The organism is Salmonella sp. SAL00670 (assembly GCF_046552235.1).
Taxonomy (GTDB): Bacteria; Pseudomonadota; Gammaproteobacteria; order Enterobacterales; family Enterobacteriaceae; genus Salmonella; species Salmonella enterica.
In genome coordinates this window covers 733,311-752,632 of the sequence record NZ_JBGDUO010000001.1, presented here as the reverse complement: position 1 = coordinate 752,632, position 19,322 = coordinate 733,311, and the positions used below count along the sequence as shown (strand labels likewise).

Sequence of the window (19,322 nt, the reverse complement as noted above, 5' to 3'; positions counted from 1 at the left end):
TTATTCCGTCACTGACGATTGCGGCGACTTTTCTGAGGCGGAGGCAGTTCTGGCAATACCAATTCCGCTAAAACCATAAATTAATGCGAAGAAGATTGCCGCATAGCACTGGATAGCCCAGGGCAGAAGATCAAGCGTGCTAACGCCCAGCGTGGTTGCCATGTAGACGCCAGCCGAGGTCCACGGCAGGAGAGGTTCGATAACGGTACCGGCATCTTCTATCGTCCGTGAAAGGTTTTTAGTATCCAGCCCCATACGACGATAGGCATCTTTAAACAGTTCGGCGGGAACTAACAATGCCAGTTTACCGTCGCTGGTCGCTCCTGTGACCAAAATTGTGGTGCCGATAGTGGCGGCAATGAGTTGACCAACGCTATGAATAATGGTCAGCAGTCGGTTAATGATGATCGTTAACGCGCCGGTTAACGTTAGCGCTCCGGCAAATGAAAAAGCGCAGAAAACTAACAGTATTGTTCCCATCATCGAGAACATTCCGCCCCGGTTTAGCAGGCGCGGAACATCGGCCACGACACCTTCTGCGCCTTGTGGGAACATGGCGATATCAAATCCATCAATGAAAGCGTCCAGTCCCTGTTTGATGCTCAGTCCCTGCATGATGACGCCGAGGAATAAGGCAAGTACGCAGGCGCTTAACATTAATGGGATGACAGGCTTCTTGCGAATTGCGCCCCACAGTACGATCACCGGCGGCAAAATAAGAACAATATTAAAATGGTATAGCGACTCCAGCGAGTGGATGATGTCCGTAACGCGCTGCGGCGTAGCCACCTCGCCCAGCATATTACTGTGTCCGGCGATAAGATAAACCACGGCGGCAAGCAGGAAACTTGGCAGGGTCGTCCAAAGTAAATGCTGAATATGCTCAAACAGAGTAGTGTCTGCGACAATCGCGGCAAAGTTAGTCGAGTCGGACAACGGTGAGATTTTGTCGCCGAAATAAGCGCCAGAAACAACGGCGCCAGCTGCTGCTGCAAGAGACACGTCCAGCCCGGCGGCAACCCCCATTAACGCAACGCCAACCGTCCCGGCGGACCCCCACGATGTGCCGGTACAGACGGAGACCACGCTGGTTAAAAAGAAGGCTGCAATCAAAATATATTCCGGGCTTATGAGTTTTAGCCCCCAGTACACCATGTAGGGAATGGTGCCACTAAACATCCAGGTGCCAATCAAACCGCCCACGCAGATCAGGATCATGATAACCGGCATTGCTTTAGCCAGTTTATCCACCACTGAGTTGATGATGTCTTCCCAACAGTATCCTTGCCACCATGCAATGCCTGCCGCTACCGCCGCAGAGCACAGAAGGAGCGGTTCGATACGTAGCCCCATGATGCCGAAACCGATAATCAACAATAACAACATGGAGATGACTGGGATTAGCGCTAAACCCAATGACAGCGTTTTCTTCTTGTTTTGTGATGCACTCATAATGGAGCTCCGGTCAGTAAGGTAGCTCAAGGGTAGGGGGATACGCTTCTCACTACTGTGATCCATTACTTTCGTCCATGTAACCGATTACATGAGAAGGGTTAATTTGATAGTCATCACAGTTTTTACTGTTGACGACGCATTCACCGTGAAAAATAGGGCGCGACAGAATCGCGGATCACCAGTTCGGCATTGAAATGATTGCTGCTGGGCGGCGGCGTAATGCCCTGGTATAACTGTATCGCCAGTTGCGCGGCACAACGCGCCATTTGTTCGACCGGATAATGCATTGTTGTTAACGCCGGATAAAGATACCGGGCCAGCACCACATCATCAAAGCCGACAATAGAGAGCTGTTGCGGAAGCTGAACGCCGCGTTGATGAAGAATACGCATAATGCCAGCGGCCATCACATCGTTAAACGTGACCGCTGCCGTAAGGGGAAGCCCGCTATTAATAAGTTGATGCGCGGCCCGCTCGCCGCCTTCTTCGTTAAACGGAACGCTAATCACCCAGCGAGGGTCTGGAGAAATACCATATTCTTCCAGCGCTTCACGGTAACCATCAAGGCGTTCCTGACGATCGATAATTGGCAAGTCAGATGTCACACAGGCGATGCGCCGATGCCCGTTCGCCAGGAGATATCGGGTCGCTTCCCTGGCGGCGCTGCGATTTTCCAGCCAGATACACCGGTTGGCCATACCGGCGATATAACGATTCACAACAACCAGCGCTGGAAAGTGGGCTGCGTAGCGCAGCAGCTCTTTATCCGGTAATCGGCTGGCGTGTACAACAATAGCCTCACAACCTTGATTAACCAGAAAATCCAGTCCCGCTTTTTCCATTTCTTCGTCGTGGCCGCCGCTACATACCATCAAGCGATACTGCTGCTTACGAGAAACATCTTCTACGCCGCGAGCAAGGCGGGCAAAAAAAGGATCTGCCAGATTGCCGGTTAACAATCCGAGCATATCGCCGCTACGTTTCGCCAGCGCGATAGCGGCGGCATTCCGGCGATAATTGAGATCGCGCATGGCTTTCTCTACACGTTCGCGCGTGACGGGTTCAACCCACGCGGTCTGGTTAATGACGCGTGATACAGTCGCGGTTGATACACCGGCCATGGATGCAACATCCTTTATTGTCGCCATGTTAAGCTCATATTTGTTCGTTTAAAGGGTATCAAAGCCATTGATTATCATGTTACGTGGAAATCAGTGCAATCACTGCGGCGCAGCCTGAATTTATAAACATTTTTAAAATCATCCTAAAACAATCATTTCGGCTTTGCTGATAAGCACAGCGGCTTGTCCGGTGGTGAGCCGGTAGTCACAGGATAGGGGAGGAATAAGCAGGGCGGTGCAGCTCAAGCACCTCCGCCGCGCGGATAAAGCTCCCTTGCTCTACCACATTGACATAAATATTCATGGCTTCCAGCATATTCAGCTGCATCTGTTCTCAGTCCTCAACCATTATTTGTGTCGAAGGGGGAAGCTCCTTATAACATTCCTGTCTGCTGGAATCTTCGCAACCTTTTTGGATGTTCGGCGTCGTCTACAAAAACAAACAGGCCAGGCGATACGGTTACGCATGTGCAGGTCATGCCAGGCGCGACGTTAAAATACGAACTGATAACCGATGAATTATGTTTGACCGCCGCCAGTGTAGGTGGCGAGTGTGAATGCAAGACATTGGCAGATAGTGAATAATCAAACCTCATGAAATGAGATTCCCATTGATTTTTTAGCCCATGTCAGCGCAGCGCAGGAAAATTGCCCGTCATCTGGAAAAAAGCCCGTCATTAAAACGGGAACTGTCGGAAATGGCTGTTGAGTCCTACGGCGATGCCGTGTTATCTGCAGCGCGTGAAAAGAGTTTTCCGTCTGAAATGCCGTGGGCGCTCGCTGATACGCTGCGCGACGACATGTCTTTTAATTGTTCTGGTGCATTTAACATAATATACATTATGCGCACCATAATAGCGGAAGGCGAAAAGCAGCCCCCCAGCGTGAATCAGTTCATACAACCAGCGACCAGCCCTGGCAGACGCAATGAGCATACCTATAGTGAAATCCGGCACCTGAGGAATATCGTTTTTGCGAAACGGATTAAGCAAATGCTTTAGCGGTGGTTCTGGCGGATAGTATGTTGTGATCGAGAAACTCCCTCTATCTACATTAAATGTCGTAAAAAAATCATCCATCAATGCCAGTGCTTCATCATCTTCCAGCCGTAGATCTGAATCCAAATCTGTTGACGGTGTCAGTTCTTTTTTCTTAAAGAGGTAAATTCCATCATGGCTTCTTACCAGTTCATAAATCCGCTGTTCAAGAGTATCACTTACCATATTTTATCGCTTCCTCTGGCAATACGGTTGTAATCCCTGACTGTACGATATGCAATCTGCGACACATCAGAGGCCAGAATTATCCATCCGACAACAGGTATAGCACGACCGGTAAACGCGCTAATTTTCGCAACCATTTTTATTTTTAACGTTGATGGCGGGTATCCACCTATCACAGATGGCAACTGTATTCCCCAAGGAAATTTAGCAGTACCAAATACTTTACGAGAACCACGGGAAGCTAACGATGTACCCTCAATAGCACCACGCGGTTTTGTCCGCGTAGGCGAAACATTCAATCCAGCCACAATAGACACTATCGCCCCAAAATCCTGAACACCCAACTAAATCATAAACAGCAACTGACTAGCAGTCAGATTTGAACGTCCGGCATAAAAATAAGTGCTATTAAGCTCTTCAACTGTATCCATACTCTAATTTCCTGATTAAATTAACTTTATGCATTGGCAATGCAACCACTTTATAGGATTGTTATAACACATTTGTTCGTCGTGTGCTTGAATTAGACAATGGCAAGCTGGTGCGCACGCTGTTAACGTTCCTGGTAATCGATACAAGCAGTTAAGTACAAAATTAAGCCGTGTGGTACAGGATACAGACTGGTCTACAGCGTCGAAGATGAAATTATCACGGTAACTGTCATTGGTGTTGGAAAGCGTGAAAATGATGCCGTCTACAACTTAACGACGTGATGGCGGTGAAACAGGAGATATTTGCCCATCCCCCTTATCCTAACTGGACCGCTGTTGGCGTTACCTGGCTGGCCGGCTTTGATTTCGAAATAAAGGTTATTGCCCGAATCCCCTGATGCTTATTCTCGGTAAAACCGGTAGCATTATATGTACCGGTTTTATTTTATTCATCCCTGCCCTTCATCCTGTATGATTAACATGCAATCACCAAACATATCGAACTGACATGACTGGATATGTTCTGAGGTATAGGCCTTAATGAGTAGATCAACCCCAGCAAACTGACCAGTTAACACCATATGCGTCGTTTTTGGCTGATGTAAGTTCGTTAGCAGGCAGTCAACCACTTTCAGTTGATAGCCTGGATGTATATAAAGCGCAGTCCAGCCAGAACTTGCTTTGAGGCAATTGTGTTCCCTCGAATACGCAGATTCCAGACATCGTGTAACGGTAGTTCCTACGGCAAAAATACGTCCGCCATTTTGCTTCGCAGTATTAATGATATCCGCTGTAGCTTGTGGAACCTCGTAGTATTCTTCGTTGATAGTCACTTCCTCTACACATTTTGTTTGTATTTTTCTGTTGGACAACATTTCTGTTGATGCAACATGTAAAGTGATGAAGGATATTAACCCACCTTTATCTTTGATTCTTTGGATAAGATCCCAGGTAAAATGAATGCCGGCAGAAGGTATTTCCAAAGAACCATATTTTTTAGAAAAAACGGAACGGTAAGCATCTGGATATTTATAAAACAAGCTGGAGTCCACATACTCATCAAGACGCTCACCATGACTGGCTAAATAGCAAATTAAGGCCTCATGATTTTCCACGACGGCCCGGTACTGGCTCTCCTCGCTAAACCTTTGCTCTATCTTAATGGAAATTTCAGGGTTATCAACCAAATAGAAAACATCATTCGCGTTAAGCCTTTCTTTTAAAAGTCCGGAAATAATTACTCTATTATTTGGTAAAAATCCCTCTAAAACAATTTTAATTAACCTATTCTGTCTTGTTTTACAGATAAACATATGGTTTATTATAGTACTGTCGTTAAAACAGATTACATCACCTTCTTTGATATAATCTGTTAATTTACTAAAGTCTACCTTATGAATTTCCCCTTTACTCCGGTTGAGGACAAGCATTTTACACTTTTCCCTGTATGAATCATTGGCTATCCAATGAGGTCTGAGTGGGATAGTCATCTGATCGGTAATGCGAAAATCATATTTTTCGGTAAGCATATATTTACCCTTTGAAAAACCATTGATACGGCGATTGTTATATAGCCGTATTCTGCAGTATACGTTGGCCTTTCAAAGGGTGAAAATTAACTCGATAAATGTTGTTGTTATATTTACTTTGCTGGCTATTTAATCAATGTCAGATACCGATATTAGCCTGGACGATCGGATTTGACCGCCCTTTTCTTTTGCTTATTCCGGCATTGAAGCATCGCTATCCATTGCATCGGCAAACTTTTGCATTAACCGAACAAAGATATCAATTTCATCCTGAGGCCAGTCTTTAAAAACAACGTTGCCCATTTGCTCTCGCGCAGCGTCTATACGCTCCGTCATCGCCTTTCCTGTCCGGGAGATAACGGCCTCGCGTATACGACGATCGATGGCATTATGCTGCCGTATTATCAATCCCAGCTTCTCCAGTTTGGCGACCTGTCGGCTTACCGTCGTATAATCACGACCGGCACGTTCGGCTAACTCAACAACGCCAATCGGCCCTAAACGTTCGATACTAATAAGGATCGAAAATAGCGCACGATCGAGTTGAATCCCCGCTTCTGCAATTAATTTCTCATCATTACGAGGCCGGTTAAGCGCGCTTACCACGCGAATCAACGCACCGTGAAGCGCCTTCATTTGCTCGGAAATATGTGTATCTTGCACATTTTTATTTTCTGACATAGCATGTCTCCTCTTATGTGCATAATACACATATTGGAGAGACGATGACAACATACACCACTACAGATGTACTGATCTGCGGCGCTGGCGTTACCGGGCTTACTTTAGCCATCGAACTGGCGCGTCACGGGGTCTCATTTCGCCTGATTGAGAAAAGAACGACGCCTTTTATCGGCTCCCGCGGTAAAGGTATTCAGCCGCGAACGCAAGAAATCTTCGAGGATCTTGGAATACTCAATAAAGTGGTCGCCGCCGGCGGGCTCTATCCCCGACTACGAACCTACCGTCACGACGGAAGCTATGTAGATTCAGATATTGCGCATCATACAAAACCGACCCACGCCGAACCCTACCATCTGCCATTGATGGTTCCACAGAACGTGACAGAAACGATTATGCGAGAGCAATTAAAAGCATGGGGACATCGGGTGGAGTTCGGCTGCGAGTTACGACATTTTGCGCAAACCCCACGCACAGTCACCGCGTATGTTGCCGGGCCGGCTGGAGAAGAGGTCATCATCGCGCATTATTTGATAGGTGCGGATGGCGGCGGAAGCTTTGTCAGAAAAAAATTAGGCGTCAGCTTCCCCGGTCGTACGTTGGGAATCCATGCGCTTGTGGCTGACGCTTCACTTTCCGGTCTGAACCGGGATGTATGGCACCATTTTAACGATGGCGATATGGCGCGGATGATAACGATTTGCCCTCTCGCCGGCACGCAGCTCTTTCAAATCCAGGCGTTGTTGGCCCCGGACGACTCGCAGAATTTCTCAGCCGACGTGCTCACGGCTTTTCTTACTGAACGAATCGGGCGGATGGATGTTCGCATCCATTCGATTCCCTGGGTATCGAAGTACCAGATGAATGCGCGCATAGCGGAACATTACCGTGTGGGTAAGGTATTTTTAGCCGGTGATGCCGCTCATGTGCATCCGCCGACGGGTGGGCAAGGGTTAAATACCAGCATCCAGGATGCCTATAACCTGGGATGGAAAATGGCAGCCTCGCTGCGGGGCGCAGGAGAAGAACTTCTCGATAGCTATGAACAGGAACGCCGCCCGATAGCCGAATCACTGCTCCACCTTTCTACCCGATTACTTGACTCTCAAAAACAGGGAGGCATCAAACGAGAACGCGATGTTCAACAACTTGACATCCAGTATACCAACTCCCCCTTAGCCCACACGTTACCCGAACGTCAGCATGGGTTACAAGCGGGAGAAAGAGCTCCGGATGCTCCTCTTTTGGGCGCCGGCGGCCAATCATTACGATTATTTCAGTTACTACAAGGTCCGGACTGGAATCTGTTGGCCTACGAAACCCATGGTAAGGTCATCGATGCGCGGCGAGGACTGCGTATTCATCACATTGGCGAGCAGGACGAGCTCATCGATACCCTGGGGCACTTCCGGGAATCCTATCATCTGGCGCCGGGTCAATGCGTGCTGATCCGACCCGATGGCTATGTCGGCGCATTCTTTCACGGCAAACAGAGCAACGATATTGAAAATTATCTCTCTCGTTTTGCCATAGGGATTAAAGATGAATACTAATGTCTATGAGAACACCGACAGCGAAACTATCACCCCGCTCAACAAGCGGCGTATTTTGCCTGTTTTCCTGCTTGTCGGCCTTTATGCCGCCAGTACAGCGGCTGTAATGTCGGTACTGCCTTTTTATATCCGCGAGATGGGCGGTTCGCCGCTTATCATTGGAATCATCATCGCCACTGAAGCTTTTAGCCAATTTTGTGCGGCGCCCCTGATTGGCCACCTTTCCGATCGCGTTGGCCGCAAGCGAATACTGATTGTCACGCTGGCTATTGCGGCGATAAGTTTACTATTACTCGCCAACGCGCAATGTATCCTGTTTATCCTGCTCGCCCGCACGCTTTTTGGCATTAGCGCCGGGAATTTGTCAGCCGCCGCAGCCTATATTGCCGATTGTACGCACGTCAGAAATCGGCGTCAGGCAATCGGTATCCTCACAGGCTGCATTGGTTTAGGCGGTATTGTCGGGGCAGGCGTTTCCGGGGGGTTATCGCGTATCAGTCTGAGCGCGCCGATCTACGCCGCCTTTATACTTGTCCTTGGGTCTGCCCTGGTCGCGATTTGGGGGTTAAAAGACCCTTCCACAACATCACGTACCACAGATAAAATAGCGGCGTTCTCTGCCCGCGCTATTTTAAAGATGCCTGTCCTTCGCGTCTTAATCATCGTAATGCTTTGTCATTTCTTCGCCTATGGCATGTACTCTTCACAATTACCTGTTTTTCTTTCTGACACCTTCATCTGGAATGGGCTTCCCTTTGGGCCAAAAGCGTTAAGCTATCTGTTAATGGCGGACGGGGTTATTAATATTTTCGTTCAGCTATTTCTGTTAGGTTGGGTGAGCCAATATTTTTCGGAGCGAAAGCTAATTATCCTCATCTTCGCCCTTCTTTGTACTGGATTTCTCACTGCGGGTATCGCCACGACCATACCTGTGCTTGTTTTTGCTATCGTTTGTATTAGCATCGCTGATGCGCTAGCCAAACCCACTTATCTTGCCGCCTTGTCCGTCCATGTATCGTCTGCCCGACAAGGTATCGTCATCGGAACGGCGCAGGCATTAATCGCAATCGCTGATTTTATATCCCCCGTATTGGGCGGATTTGTCCTGGGTTATGCTCTGTATGGCGTCTGGATCGGTATAGCTATCTCTGTCGCCATTATTGGTCTGGTGACGGCAATGATTTACCTTTCAAAAAGTTCAGTGCTAATAGTGAAACCAGAAACAGAATAATGTGACAACGTCACAAACATTATTGTTCCCTTCTTCCCTTATTTATCAAAAGTATTGTACTTATATTGAATGTTTAAGAGGTATTTATGGAAATTATGCTGGCTGGCATTTGCCCTTGTAAAGCGCGGGGAAAGCATGAAAAAAACATATCTCGTTGTTATCGTACTGTTTTTCATTTCTACAAAAGTTTATACACTACTTCATAACAACATCTTCTTTTGTCGAAACAGCCCGGAGTGTGATTTGTCTCATGTTCTCCCCGACTACCGGGAGCAGATTTCAGGCACACCGCTAAAATATACCTTGATTAATACAGCTCCATTAGCACAGGTGGTAGTCAGACACTATGAATTATTATCGCAACACTGGTCGCCAGATGACATGGTAACCCCTGCGCAATGGCGACATAACGTTGATATTTATATCCCTGAAACGGCAAAAGAGCACCATGCTTTGGTGGTTGTAAACAACGGAATTAATTATGAAAAAGGCGTACAAATCCCCAGTAAACCCGTTGATTTTACTCAGCAAACACTGGCAAGCATCTCCCGTGATACGAATACCATCGTAATATCAGTGAGTGATATACCTAACCAATATTTAACCTTTCAGGATGATAAAAAACTACTGAAAGAGGACGAAAGCGTTTCCCGAAGCTGGGCATTATTTATGGAAGCGCCGGAGCAACGTAAGTTAATGCCTTTAAATATTCCTATGGTCACTGCCCTATCGCAAGCGATGAGATTAGCAAAAAAGGAGTTAACGCAATGGAATATAAATTCCTTTATCATTACAGGTATTTCAAAGCGTGGGTGGACCACCTGGTTGTCAGCTATCGCCGATCCTGATGTTGAAGCAATTGTTCCCTTCGCCATTGATCTACTTGATATTGATGCTTCTCTTGAGCATATTTATCAATCATACGGTGGAAATTGGCCCATTACATTCTACCCCTACTACCAGCAAGGCATAGATGAGAAAATAAAATCCCCCACATTTACCCAACTAAGGCAAATAATAGATCCGTTAAGATATCTCAATACTATTTATCAACCCCGCCTTGCAATACCGAAATATATTATTAATGCAAGTGGCGATGATTTTTTCGTACCAGACAACACTCGCTTTTATTATAGCAAACTTCCTGGCGTAAAATCATTACGTATAGTGTCTAATATGAACCACTACTCAATTAACCAGTTCGCTGAAGAAAGCCTCGTTCCATTTATTAATAGGTTTCAAAGTAAAAAAACATTACCACAGTTGATCGGCCTTATTCACCACCATCTTCTTACGGTCTATTTCTCAGAAGCGCCGGTAAAAGTCGTTCGCTGGACAGCCAACAATCCAAATGCGCGTGATTTTCGTTATGCCTGTGGCATCCGCTATCAGCCGCTTACAATAGATATTCCCGCCAACAATAAGATCAGTATTACGTTAAATGAACCGAAGACAGGTTGGGAAGCTACCTATATCGAAGCCACTTTTAATGATGGCTATGTCGCCACGAGTCAGGTTTATATTACGCCCGATGAAAAATACCCACAGACAGCGCCACCTTCTGTTAACGCTGCATGTCAAACGTTACCGGGGCGTGGATTAGGGGAAAACGATAGTCTCGATTGAATTTTCAAGTAATTGTCTGATTTTAAAGAACTTCATCCATCACGCTTGCGATGGATAAAAATCCTCTGCGATAAATTTTTGTTATATTGATCACGTTCTAACCACAAGAGAGGTGATTTGAAAATAACCTTAAAATATTGTGGTCAGGCCGCTAGACCACAATAAGAGGATTAATCATGAAAAGAAAAACAATGGGATGGCTTATCGTTTTTCTTCTATTTATAGTTTACATGCTCAACTATATGGATCGTTCAGCATTGTCGATAACTGCCCCCTTGATCGAAAAGGAGTTAGGATTTAACGCCGCGGAGATGGGGATGATCTTCAGCGCGTTTTTTATCGGATACGCCCTGTTTAATTTTATTGGTGGCTGGGCCAGCGATAAAGTTGGGCCAAAAACGGTTTTTCTCATCGCAGCGTTACTATGGTCTGTATTTTGTGGCTTAACTGGTTTGGTCACCGGATTGTGGACAATGCTTATCGTGCGCGTTCTTTTCGGTATGGCTGAAGGACCGGTCAGCGCTGCCGGAAATAAAATCATCAATAACTGGATTTCCCGAAAGGAGTCTGCCACGGCGATCGGAATTTTTAGCGCCGGTTCCCCGCTCGGCGGCGCGGTGTCCGGGCCGATAGTGGGCCTGCTGGCGTTATCCTTAGGCTGGCGCCCCGCATTTGGCATTATTTTCTTATTTGGCCTGGTCTGGGTACTACTGTGGTACTTTATCGTTAGCGATAAGCCAACAATGAGTAAACGCCTGGCGCCGGAAGAACGCATTGATTTTGAAAATCATGAGGACGTTATTTTATCTGATGATGGCCGGGCTACGCCTTCACTCGGCTATTACATGAAACAACCAATGGTATGGGCGACAACTCTGGCTTTTTTCAGCTACAACTATATTCTTTTTTTCTTCCTGACCTGGTTCCCAAGTTATCTGAACCATTCGTTACATCTCGATATTAAAGAAATTAGTATCGCCACGGTAATTCCCTGGGTCATCGGCGCCATTGGTATGGTGCTCGGCGGCGTCTGTTCTGATGTAATTTATCGGATTACCGGTAATGCCCTGCTCTCACGTCGACTTATTCTGGGCGTATGTCTGGCAGGCGCGGCGGTATGTGTTGCCGTTTCCGGTACCGTTAGCACTATTGGTAGCGCAATTACGCTCATGTCAGTTTCACTCTTCCTGCTCTATTTAACAGGCCCAATTTATTGGGCGGTTATTCAGGATGTTGTTCATAAAGATAAGGTAGGGAGCGTCGGCGGAGCCATGCATGGCCTGGCTAATATATCCGGTATTATCGGTCCGCTTGTCACCGGTTTTATCGTTCAATTTAGCGGTAAATATGACTATGCGTTCTATCTGGCTGGTGCTATCGCTATCGTTTCAAGCCTGTTGGTCTTCGTGTTTGTAAAAAGTAAAGGATTCAAAGCCAATGAAAGTCAAAGCTGTGTTCATTAATAAGCCTGGTGAAGTTGAAACCCGCTGGGTGGATTATCCCCATAAGAAAGAAAATGAAGTATTAATTAAGGTTGATGCTGCAGGCATTTGCGGATCGGATATCGGGGCTTTTCGTGGAACGAACCCACTGGTTACTTACCCAAGAATTATTGGGCATGAAGTGACCGGAATTGTTCTTCAGGAAGGCGCCGGAATGCCGGACAATATTAAAGAAGGTGACCGCGTAATTGTTGACCCCTATATTTATTGTGGTCACTGCTACCCTTGCTCTGTCGGCAGAACTAATTGTTGTGAAAATTTAAACGTCATTGGCGTGCATGTCGATGGCGCAATGCAGGAGGTGGTTACTCATCCTGCACATTTAATTCATAAAATACCAGATAATGTGCCTTCTGAAATGGCGCCGCTGGCAGAACCGCTGACTATCGCTCTGCACGCGCTGCATCGGGCAAACGTTAAGGCCGGGGAATATGTTGCCATCATCGGCGCGGGGGCCATTGGTCTTATGGCGGCATTAAGCGCGCGTCATTACAAGGCAACGCCTATTCTGATCGATATTGTGGAAGAAAGGCTACGCTATGCGCAAAAGCTTGGCGTTCCTTATGTACTGAACGCCGCTGACGATCAGGTTATCGACGCTATTAAAAATATCACCCACGGCACCATGGCGCAGGTCGTGATAGAAGCCTCCGGCGCAAATAGCGCTATTCGAAATACGCTTGATTTAGCATCGTTTGCTGGTCGTATTTCGTTTACCGGATGGCCAAAACAGGAAACGTCGCTGCCGACGAACCTGATCACCTACAAAGAACTGGATTTACGCGGCTCCCGCACCAGTGCCGGTGAATTTGATGAGGCATTACGCATGCTGTCAACGCTGGAGATTAATCCGCAAGATGTTGTCAGTAAGGTCGTCAATCTTGATGAGATCCCTGATGCAGTTAAAGAGCTTGATCGCTATCCGGAGCGCTACTTAAAGATTAATGCTGTTTTCCATTGATTTACGGCGAGTTCTACCGCATGGCATATCCGCCATGCGGTGTTATTTACCGACAAACTTAGCCGCCGACAATCTTTCTCACATAGCGTAAATGTTCCAGAGATCCCTCATAGGCGCTGTCAGCATCAGACTGTCGCATCGCATCCACTATCGCTTTATGTTGTTTGTTGAGATTAAGTAAAACATTTCTGTCTCCAGACTGCTCATCAAGCCCGGCATAAGGGATATTAATCCGTTGTTCCCATAACATACGGGACATATCGAACAACACCCGGTTACGGCTAGCCTCAGAGATCGCAAGGTGAAACTCTTTATCCAGCGAGTAAAAGCCGTGGACGTTATTATCGTTAATGGCTTGATCCATACGATGATAAATCGCCTCTATTTGGTTGATGACGTCAACGTTATCGTTTTGTGCGGCTAAGCGCGCACAATGGCTATCAACCAGCTCGCGAGTAGAGAGAATTTCTTCGATGGTATAGTCGCTGGCAAGGTGTTTTTTATCTGAAACGATAACCCCATTACCGGACTGAATCACGATCCATCCGGAGATCTCCAGTACAATAAGGGCTTCTCGCAAGGAGGCGCGGCTCACGCCAAGCTGTTTTGCCAGTTCGCGTTCTGGCGGTAAAAAAGTTCCCGGTGGAAAAATATTATCATTGATCAGCTTAATGATGAGGTTGGCTATCTTCTGATAGAGCCTCTCCTGCCTGACCTCAGGTATAACCATGCGCCCTCCAATCCATATCCAGGGGATTTTGAATGGATTTAGCATACCATCCTGGCGCTGGTGATCGTGATAATTAATTACCGTGCATGATAAAGAGAAGCAACCGCCGGTAGTCTCCATTACCTTCGCCGAGACTACCGGGGAAACTAAACAGAGACGAGCGGTTTATCCTTTGACGTTGATTTTCTCGAACACGGGCGCAGTCGCGTTCTTAAACTGAGAAAGAGACCAGGTTTTATAGTTGATATCATTGTAGCCGCGCACCATCATTTCACCGTGCGTTAAGTCAGATAGCGTTGTCCAGACCGTATATTCTGAGACCGGTTTGCGGGTGGCGTTGCCTTCCCCTTCACTCCCCATATAATCAACCGTAATATTTTTCGGACGATCGAAACGGCTCATAATATGCGCAAGCGTATTCATTGCATCGTGGGCGGATGTCGCTTGCGGTGCATATGTGGTGTAATAAACGCCGCGTATAAAACGGGAAACCGACGTATCGGACGATGGCAAGTCTGCAATAGCAATCCCGCTATCAGGCTGCATCACTTTTATCCCGCCCAGTGTGCCTGAAGAGCGGTCCACATTGGTTAATTGCGTATAATTATTCAGATTTGTCAGATGCCAGGGGAATGCGGGACCATTTGTCATCACGCGAGTGGGATTGTCATAGACATGGAATTTGCCATTTTCCACTTCAACGACAATGCTTCCTCCTTTCTTGTCGTAAAACGCATAATGAAATGGCGATTTCAGATCGCCAAACCGATGCAGTTCCGGTGACCAGAATTTGCCCTCTTTTATTGCCTGTTTTACCTCGCCGACAGTAGCAAAACGGGCCAGCGCCCATTCTCCCAACGAGGTGACAGGAATTGCCTGTTTATATTCACTCGCGGGCAATGGCGGCAACTGCGCATTCATGATCATGTTTTCACTAAATGACAATCCCGCGCTATTCATGCCTTCAAGTATGTCCCTGCTATCGCCATCAGTAATGGTGGAAGTAATGGCCAGTATCGGATATTTCGCCTGATAGCTTACTCCCTGACTGCCATCCGGCGTTTTTTTATCAAACTGTGTTCCCGCCGGATAATACGTTAACCACGAGGGTAAATCCTGCATATACTCCAGCGTACGCCCATGAAAAATATCGCCTTGTTTATCCTGAATAGCAAGGGTTGTGCAGGCCTGTGCAGCCAGGGCGTATGAAAACAGCGCCGGAGCGATAAATAACATTGTTTTACTTTTGTTCATCATGCTCTCCTTGTTTGTAAAATGGATTGGACGAATATATTAAATTAAACCTATCAATGGTTATGCGGCACGTAATTAATTGTGATCTTATTTTACAAGCTAATAAATTTAACTGACGGGTTTAAAGGAGAGTTAAACAGAGCGAACTAACATGAAAACGCGTTATCCGTGTGACCATTTTAAAAAATCCCATCATGTTATAAATAAATCTTATCAACATTAACAGATACCATCACAACGCTATATTTACTCCACATCACCAATAACATTAAATTAATTTATGTTTTTGAGTAATGTGAGTAGCACACATGTAATCAGTTGTTACGAATTAGAAACATAATTGCTACTAAAACACGTTGAGAAAGACAAGAAATGCAACATATGATGCCCACACTAACTATAGTGGTTTGGGATAAACGTTATGCAAACACAAGATACATTTTATCAAGTTATGCGTAGACACGGCGTGACAAGGCGTAGCTTCCTCAAGTTTTGCAGCCTTACCGCAACGTCTTTAGGCCTGAGCAGTTCGATGATTCCTCAGATAGCTTATGCCCTGGAGAATAAACCGCGTACGCCAGTGATATGGCTGCATGGTCTTGAATGTACCTGCTGTACCGAATCTTTCATTCGCTCTGCGCACCCGTTGGCAAAAGATGCCATTTTGTCGCTCATTTCCCTGGATTATGACGACACCATTATGGCCGCCGCAGGGCAACAAGCTGAGCAGGCGTTGGCGGATGTGATGCGTGAGTACAAAGGAAATTATATCGTTGCCGTGGAAGGTAACGCGCCGCTGAATGAAGATGGGATGTTTTGCATACTGGCTGGCGAGCCGTTCCTGGAGAAGTTAAAACGCGTCAGCGCGGATGCTAAAGCGATTATCGCCTGGGGGTCCTGCGCATCATGGGGCTGCGTGCAGGCAGCCCGTCCCAACCCAACTAAAGCCACGCCGGTTCACAAATTAATTACCGATAAACCCATTATTAAAGTGCCAGGCTGCCCGCCTATACCTGAAGTGATGTCCGCCGTTATCACCTATATGCTGGCATTTGATCGCATCCCTCCCCTTGATCGTCTTGGACGACCAAAAATGTTTTATGGCCAGCGAATTCATGACAAATGTTACCGACGCGCGCATTTCGATGCCGGTCAGTTTGTGGAAGCGTGGGATGACGAAGGCGCCAGAAAAGGGTATTGCCTGTACAAGATGGGCTGTAAAGGCCCGACCACCTATAACGCCTGTTCAACCGTTCGCTGGAATGATGGCGTGTCTTTTCCTATCCAGTCGGGTCATGGATGCCTCGGATGTTCGGAAGATGGATTCTGGGATTACGGTTCTTTTTACAGCCGGGCAACGGGCATTCCGCAAACCGGCATTGAGGCTACCGCCGATAAAATCGGACTGGGCGTTGCCGGCGTCGCGGGCGCTGCCGCCATCGCTCACGCCACGGTGAGCGCCATAAAACATGCCCGTAATAAAAACAACACGTCATCAGAAAACGCTCCGGAAGAGAAAAAATAATTATGGCATATCCTTATCAGACTCAGGGTTTTACGCTGGACAATAGCGGACGGCGAATTGTGGTCGATCCGGTTACTCGCATCGAAGGACATATGCGCTGCGAAGTGAATATCGACAGTAATAATGTCATTACTAACGCTGTGTCGACCGGCACCATGTGGCGCGGCCTGGAGGTTATCCTGAAAGGTCGCGATCCGCGAGACGCCTGGGCATTCGTTGAACGCATTTGCGGCGTCTGCACCGGTACACACGCTCTGACCTCAATCCGTGCCGTAGAAAATGCGCTGGGAATCGCGATTCCGGACAACGCAAACTGTATCCGTAATATGATGCAGGCTACGCTACACGTTCACGATCACCTGGTGCATTTTTATCATCTGCACGCGCTGGACTGGGTCGATGTAGTTGCCGCCCTGAAAGCCGACCCGCATCAGACCTCCGCCATCGCGCAAAGCCTTTCCGCATGGCCGCTATCCTCGCCGGGATATTTCCGCGATTTGCAAAATCGACTGAAGCGGTTTATCGAGTCCGGTCAACTTGGCCCTTTCCGTAATGGCTACTGGGGACATCCGGCGATGAAACTTCCGCCGGAAGCCAATTTGCTGGCGGTCGCCCACTATCTTGAAGCGCTCGATTTTCAAAAAGAGATCGTAAAAATTCACACCGTTTTCGGTGGTAAAAACCCGCACCCTAACTGGCTGGTGGGCGGCGTTCCTTGCGCCATCAACCTTGACGAAACGGGCGCGGTCGGCGCAGTGAATATGGAACGCCTGAACCTTGTCAGTTCCATCATCCAAAAAGCTCGCCAGTTCTGCGAACAGGTTTATCTTCCGGACGTCTTGCTGATTGCCAGTTATTACAAAGACTGGGCAAAAATCGGCGGCGGGTTATCGAGCATGAACCTGCTGGCTTATGGCGAGTTTCCGGATAACCCTAACGATTATTCCGCCAGTAATCTTCTGCTTCCGCGTGGGGCTATCATTAACGGTCGTTTCGACGAAATTCATCCTGTCGATTTAACCGCCCCCGATGAGATTCAGGAGTTTGTCACTCACTCCTGGTATACCTATGGTAACGGCAATAACGATAAGGGCCTGCATCCGTGGGATGGTCTGACCGAACCGCAACTGGTCATGGGCGAACACTATAAAGGCACAAAAACCTTTATCGAACAGGTGGATGAGTCCGCTAAATATTCATGGATTAAATCGCCGCGCTGGAAGGGACATGCGATGGAGGTAGGTCCGCTGGCGCGTTATCTGATTGGATATCATCAAAATAAACCGGAATTTAAAGAGCCCGTGGATCAACTGCTGAGTGTATTAAAGCTGCCTAAAGAAGCGCTCTTTTCTACATTAGGACGTACTGCCGCGCGTGCGCTGGAATCCGTATGGGCAGGCAATACGCTGCAATATTTCTTCGATCGTCTGATGCGTAACCTCAAGTCCGGCGATACGGCGACGGCAAACGTCACGCTCTGGGAACCCGATACCTGGCCTACATCGGCAAAAGGCGTTGGTTTCAGCGAGGCGCCGCGTGGCGCGCTGGGGCACTGGATAAAAATTGAAAATCAGAAAATCGACAGCTATCAGTGTGTGGTACCGACAACCTGGAATGCCGGGCCACGTGACGATAAAGGTCAAATTGGCGCGTACGAAGCGGCGTTAATGGGGACTAAACTCGCCGTTCCCGATCAACCATTGGAGATTTTACGTACTCTGCACAGCTTCGATCCCTGCCTGGCCTGCTCCACCCATGTTATTGATAATCATGGAGGGGAGCTGGTCAGGGTTCAGGTACGATGACGACGATTCGGAGGTCTCAATGCATCTCAAAGAAATAACCAGCCAGGGGTACTATATCTATGAAGCGCCGGTCCGTTTATGGCACTGGATCACGGCGTTATCCATTGTCGTCCTGGCTGTTACAGGATATTTCATTGGCCGCCCCCTGCCATCGATTCAAGGTGAAGCGACCTTTATGTTTTGGATGGGCTGGATACGACTGATCCATTTTACCACGGCGTATATTTTTACTGTCGCGCTGCTGTTTCGTATTTACTGGGCATGTGTCGGCAATGAGTACGCCAGGGAGATGTTTCTGGTTCCGTTCTGGCGCCGCGCCTGGCGCAAAGGCGTTATCAGCGAAATCCGCTGGTATTTTTTCCTCGAAAAAGAGGCCCATCGTTACTATGGACATAATCCGGTAGCGGGACTGGCGGTAATGTTCTATTTCTGGATGTCCGTACTGATGGTGTGTAGCGGCTTTGCGCTCTATGGCGAAGGACTTGGAACAGACAGTTGGGCGTATCAATGGTTTGGCTGGATGATTCGCCTGACTGGCAACGATAGCCTCGCGCTGCATTTCTGGCACCGGCTGGGCATGTGGTTCATTATCGCCTTCGTCATTGCGCATGTTTATACCGCTATCCGCGAAGACATTATGAGCCGACAAAGCGTGATTTCCGTCATGATAAGCGGCTGGCGCTGGTTCAGGTGAT

The 19,322-nt window shown here is 47.6% G+C and carries 15 protein-coding genes and 5 pseudogenes; 11 read left to right on the top strand and 9 right to left on the bottom strand.

Features of this window, described 5'->3' with window-relative positions; genetic code table 11:
* The 3 genes from nhaC to ACLJRS_RS03785 all read right to left on the bottom strand — a co-directional run bounded on the left by nhaC (position 1) and on the right by ACLJRS_RS03785 (position 2,904).
* Positions 1-1,452, bottom strand: coding sequence for a Na+/H+ antiporter NhaC (gene nhaC / locus ACLJRS_RS03795; protein ID WP_410957750.1), 1,452 nt, complete (start codon positions 1,450-1,452; stop codon positions 1-3).
* Positions 1,453-1,595: 143 nt separating this feature from the next.
* A complete protein-coding gene (locus tag ACLJRS_RS03790) occupies positions 1,596-2,603 on the bottom strand; it encodes a LacI family DNA-binding transcriptional regulator (RefSeq protein WP_000201080.1) in 1,008 nt (335 codons plus the stop codon).
* A gap of 178 nt (positions 2,604-2,781) precedes the next feature.
* Positions 2,782-2,904, bottom strand: a complete 123-nt coding sequence (locus tag ACLJRS_RS03785) for a LysR family transcriptional regulator (RefSeq protein ID WP_001176644.1) — start codon at positions 2,902-2,904, stop codon at positions 2,782-2,784.
* Between the two features lie 298 nt (positions 2,905-3,202).
* Here ACLJRS_RS03785 and ACLJRS_RS03780 point away from each other — a divergent pair.
* A pseudogene (locus ACLJRS_RS03780) lies at positions 3,203-3,376 on the top strand (DUF29 family protein); the annotation flags it as partial.
* Positions 3,377-3,469: 93 nt separating this feature from the next.
* Here the strand turns inward: ACLJRS_RS03780 and ACLJRS_RS03775 are convergent.
* Together ACLJRS_RS03775 and ACLJRS_RS03770 are read right to left on the bottom strand one after the other, a co-directional pair.
* A pseudogene (locus ACLJRS_RS03775) lies at positions 3,470-3,799 on the bottom strand (DUF1493 family protein); the annotation flags it as partial.
* Positions 3,793-4,230 (bottom strand): annotated as a pseudogene (locus tag ACLJRS_RS03770) (STM2901 family protein). The pseudogenes ACLJRS_RS03775 and ACLJRS_RS03770, both read right to left, overlap by 7 nt.
* Before the next feature lie 153 nt (positions 4,231-4,383).
* Here ACLJRS_RS03770 and ACLJRS_RS03765 point away from each other — a divergent pair.
* Positions 4,384-4,512 (top strand): annotated as a pseudogene (locus ACLJRS_RS03765) (type II toxin-antitoxin system RelE family toxin); the annotation flags it as partial.
* Positions 4,497-4,628, top strand: a pseudogene (locus ACLJRS_RS03760) (Rid family hydrolase); the annotation flags it as partial. The pseudogenes ACLJRS_RS03765 and ACLJRS_RS03760, both read left to right, overlap by 16 nt.
* Before the next feature lie 51 nt (positions 4,629-4,679).
* Here the strand turns inward: ACLJRS_RS03760 and ACLJRS_RS03755 are convergent.
* Positions 4,680-5,759, bottom strand: a complete 1,080-nt coding sequence (locus ACLJRS_RS03755) for an S-adenosylmethionine:tRNA ribosyltransferase-isomerase (RefSeq protein ID WP_000954688.1) — start codon at positions 5,757-5,759, stop codon at positions 4,680-4,682.
* 192 nt (positions 5,760-5,951) lie between these two features.
* Positions 5,952-6,440, bottom strand: a complete 489-nt coding sequence (locus ACLJRS_RS03750; RefSeq protein ID WP_001293637.1) for a MarR family winged helix-turn-helix transcriptional regulator — start codon at positions 6,438-6,440, stop codon at positions 5,952-5,954.
* A 44-nt stretch (positions 6,441-6,484) separates the two neighbouring features.
* On the opposite strand from ACLJRS_RS03750, the gene ACLJRS_RS03745 reads away from it, so the two are divergent.
* The 5 genes from ACLJRS_RS03745 (at position 6,485) to ACLJRS_RS03725 (ending at position 13,313) form a co-directional block, all read left to right on the top strand.
* Complete coding sequence (locus ACLJRS_RS03745) at positions 6,485-7,993, top strand: FAD-dependent oxidoreductase (RefSeq protein WP_000214835.1); 1,509 nt, start codon at positions 6,485-6,487, stop codon at positions 7,991-7,993.
* On the top strand, positions 7,983-9,224 hold the full coding sequence (locus ACLJRS_RS03740; RefSeq protein ID WP_001095725.1) for an MFS transporter: 1,242 nt from the start codon (positions 7,983-7,985) through the stop codon (positions 9,222-9,224). Before ACLJRS_RS03745 ends, ACLJRS_RS03740 begins: the two co-directional genes overlap by 11 nt.
* A 69-nt stretch (positions 9,225-9,293) precedes the next feature.
* Positions 9,294-10,850 carry a PhoPQ-activated pathogenicity-related family protein gene (locus tag ACLJRS_RS03735; RefSeq protein ID WP_000476919.1) on the top strand — a complete coding sequence of 519 codons (1,557 nt, stop codon included), beginning with the start codon at positions 9,294-9,296 and terminating at the stop codon, positions 10,848-10,850.
* A 176-nt stretch (positions 10,851-11,026) separates the two neighbouring features.
* Positions 11,027-12,313, top strand: coding sequence for an MFS transporter (locus tag ACLJRS_RS03730; RefSeq protein ID WP_000824240.1), 1,287 nt, complete (start codon positions 11,027-11,029; stop codon positions 12,311-12,313).
* Entirely contained in the window at positions 12,288-13,313 is a 1,026-nt protein-coding gene (locus ACLJRS_RS03725; RefSeq protein WP_000864924.1) for a zinc-binding alcohol dehydrogenase family protein, read from the top strand. Before ACLJRS_RS03730 ends, ACLJRS_RS03725 begins: the two co-directional genes overlap by 26 nt.
* A gap of 58 nt (positions 13,314-13,371) precedes the next feature.
* Here the strand turns inward: ACLJRS_RS03725 and ACLJRS_RS03720 are convergent, their stop codons facing one another.
* Together ACLJRS_RS03720 and ACLJRS_RS03715 are read right to left on the bottom strand one after the other, a co-directional pair.
* Positions 13,372-14,163, bottom strand: a complete 792-nt coding sequence (locus ACLJRS_RS03720) for a FadR/GntR family transcriptional regulator (RefSeq protein ID WP_001518759.1) — start codon at positions 14,161-14,163, stop codon at positions 13,372-13,374.
* A gap of 45 nt (positions 14,164-14,208) precedes the next feature.
* Positions 14,209-15,300 (bottom strand): choloylglycine hydrolase family protein, encoded by a 1,092-nt coding sequence (locus ACLJRS_RS03715; protein WP_000981375.1) that lies wholly within the window; start codon positions 15,298-15,300, stop codon positions 14,209-14,211.
* 418 nt (positions 15,301-15,718) lie between these two features.
* On the opposite strand from ACLJRS_RS03715, the gene ACLJRS_RS03710 reads away from it, so the two are divergent.
* Genes ACLJRS_RS03710 through cybH form a run of 3 tightly spaced genes read left to right on the top strand, consistent with a single transcriptional unit; the run spans position 15,719 to position 19,321 of the window.
* Positions 15,719-16,822 (top strand): hydrogenase small subunit, encoded by a 1,104-nt coding sequence (locus ACLJRS_RS03710; protein WP_001194448.1) that lies wholly within the window; start codon positions 15,719-15,721, stop codon positions 16,820-16,822.
* 2 nt (positions 16,823-16,824) lie between these two features.
* Complete coding sequence (locus tag ACLJRS_RS03705) at positions 16,825-18,627, top strand: nickel-dependent hydrogenase large subunit (protein WP_000331200.1); 1,803 nt, start codon at positions 16,825-16,827, stop codon at positions 18,625-18,627.
* Entirely contained in the window at positions 18,578-19,321 is a 744-nt protein-coding gene (gene cybH / locus ACLJRS_RS03700; protein WP_000924456.1) for a Ni/Fe-hydrogenase, b-type cytochrome subunit, read from the top strand. The genes ACLJRS_RS03705 and cybH overlap by 50 nt, the downstream gene beginning before the upstream one ends.
* Position 19,322 lies beyond the last annotated feature (1 nt).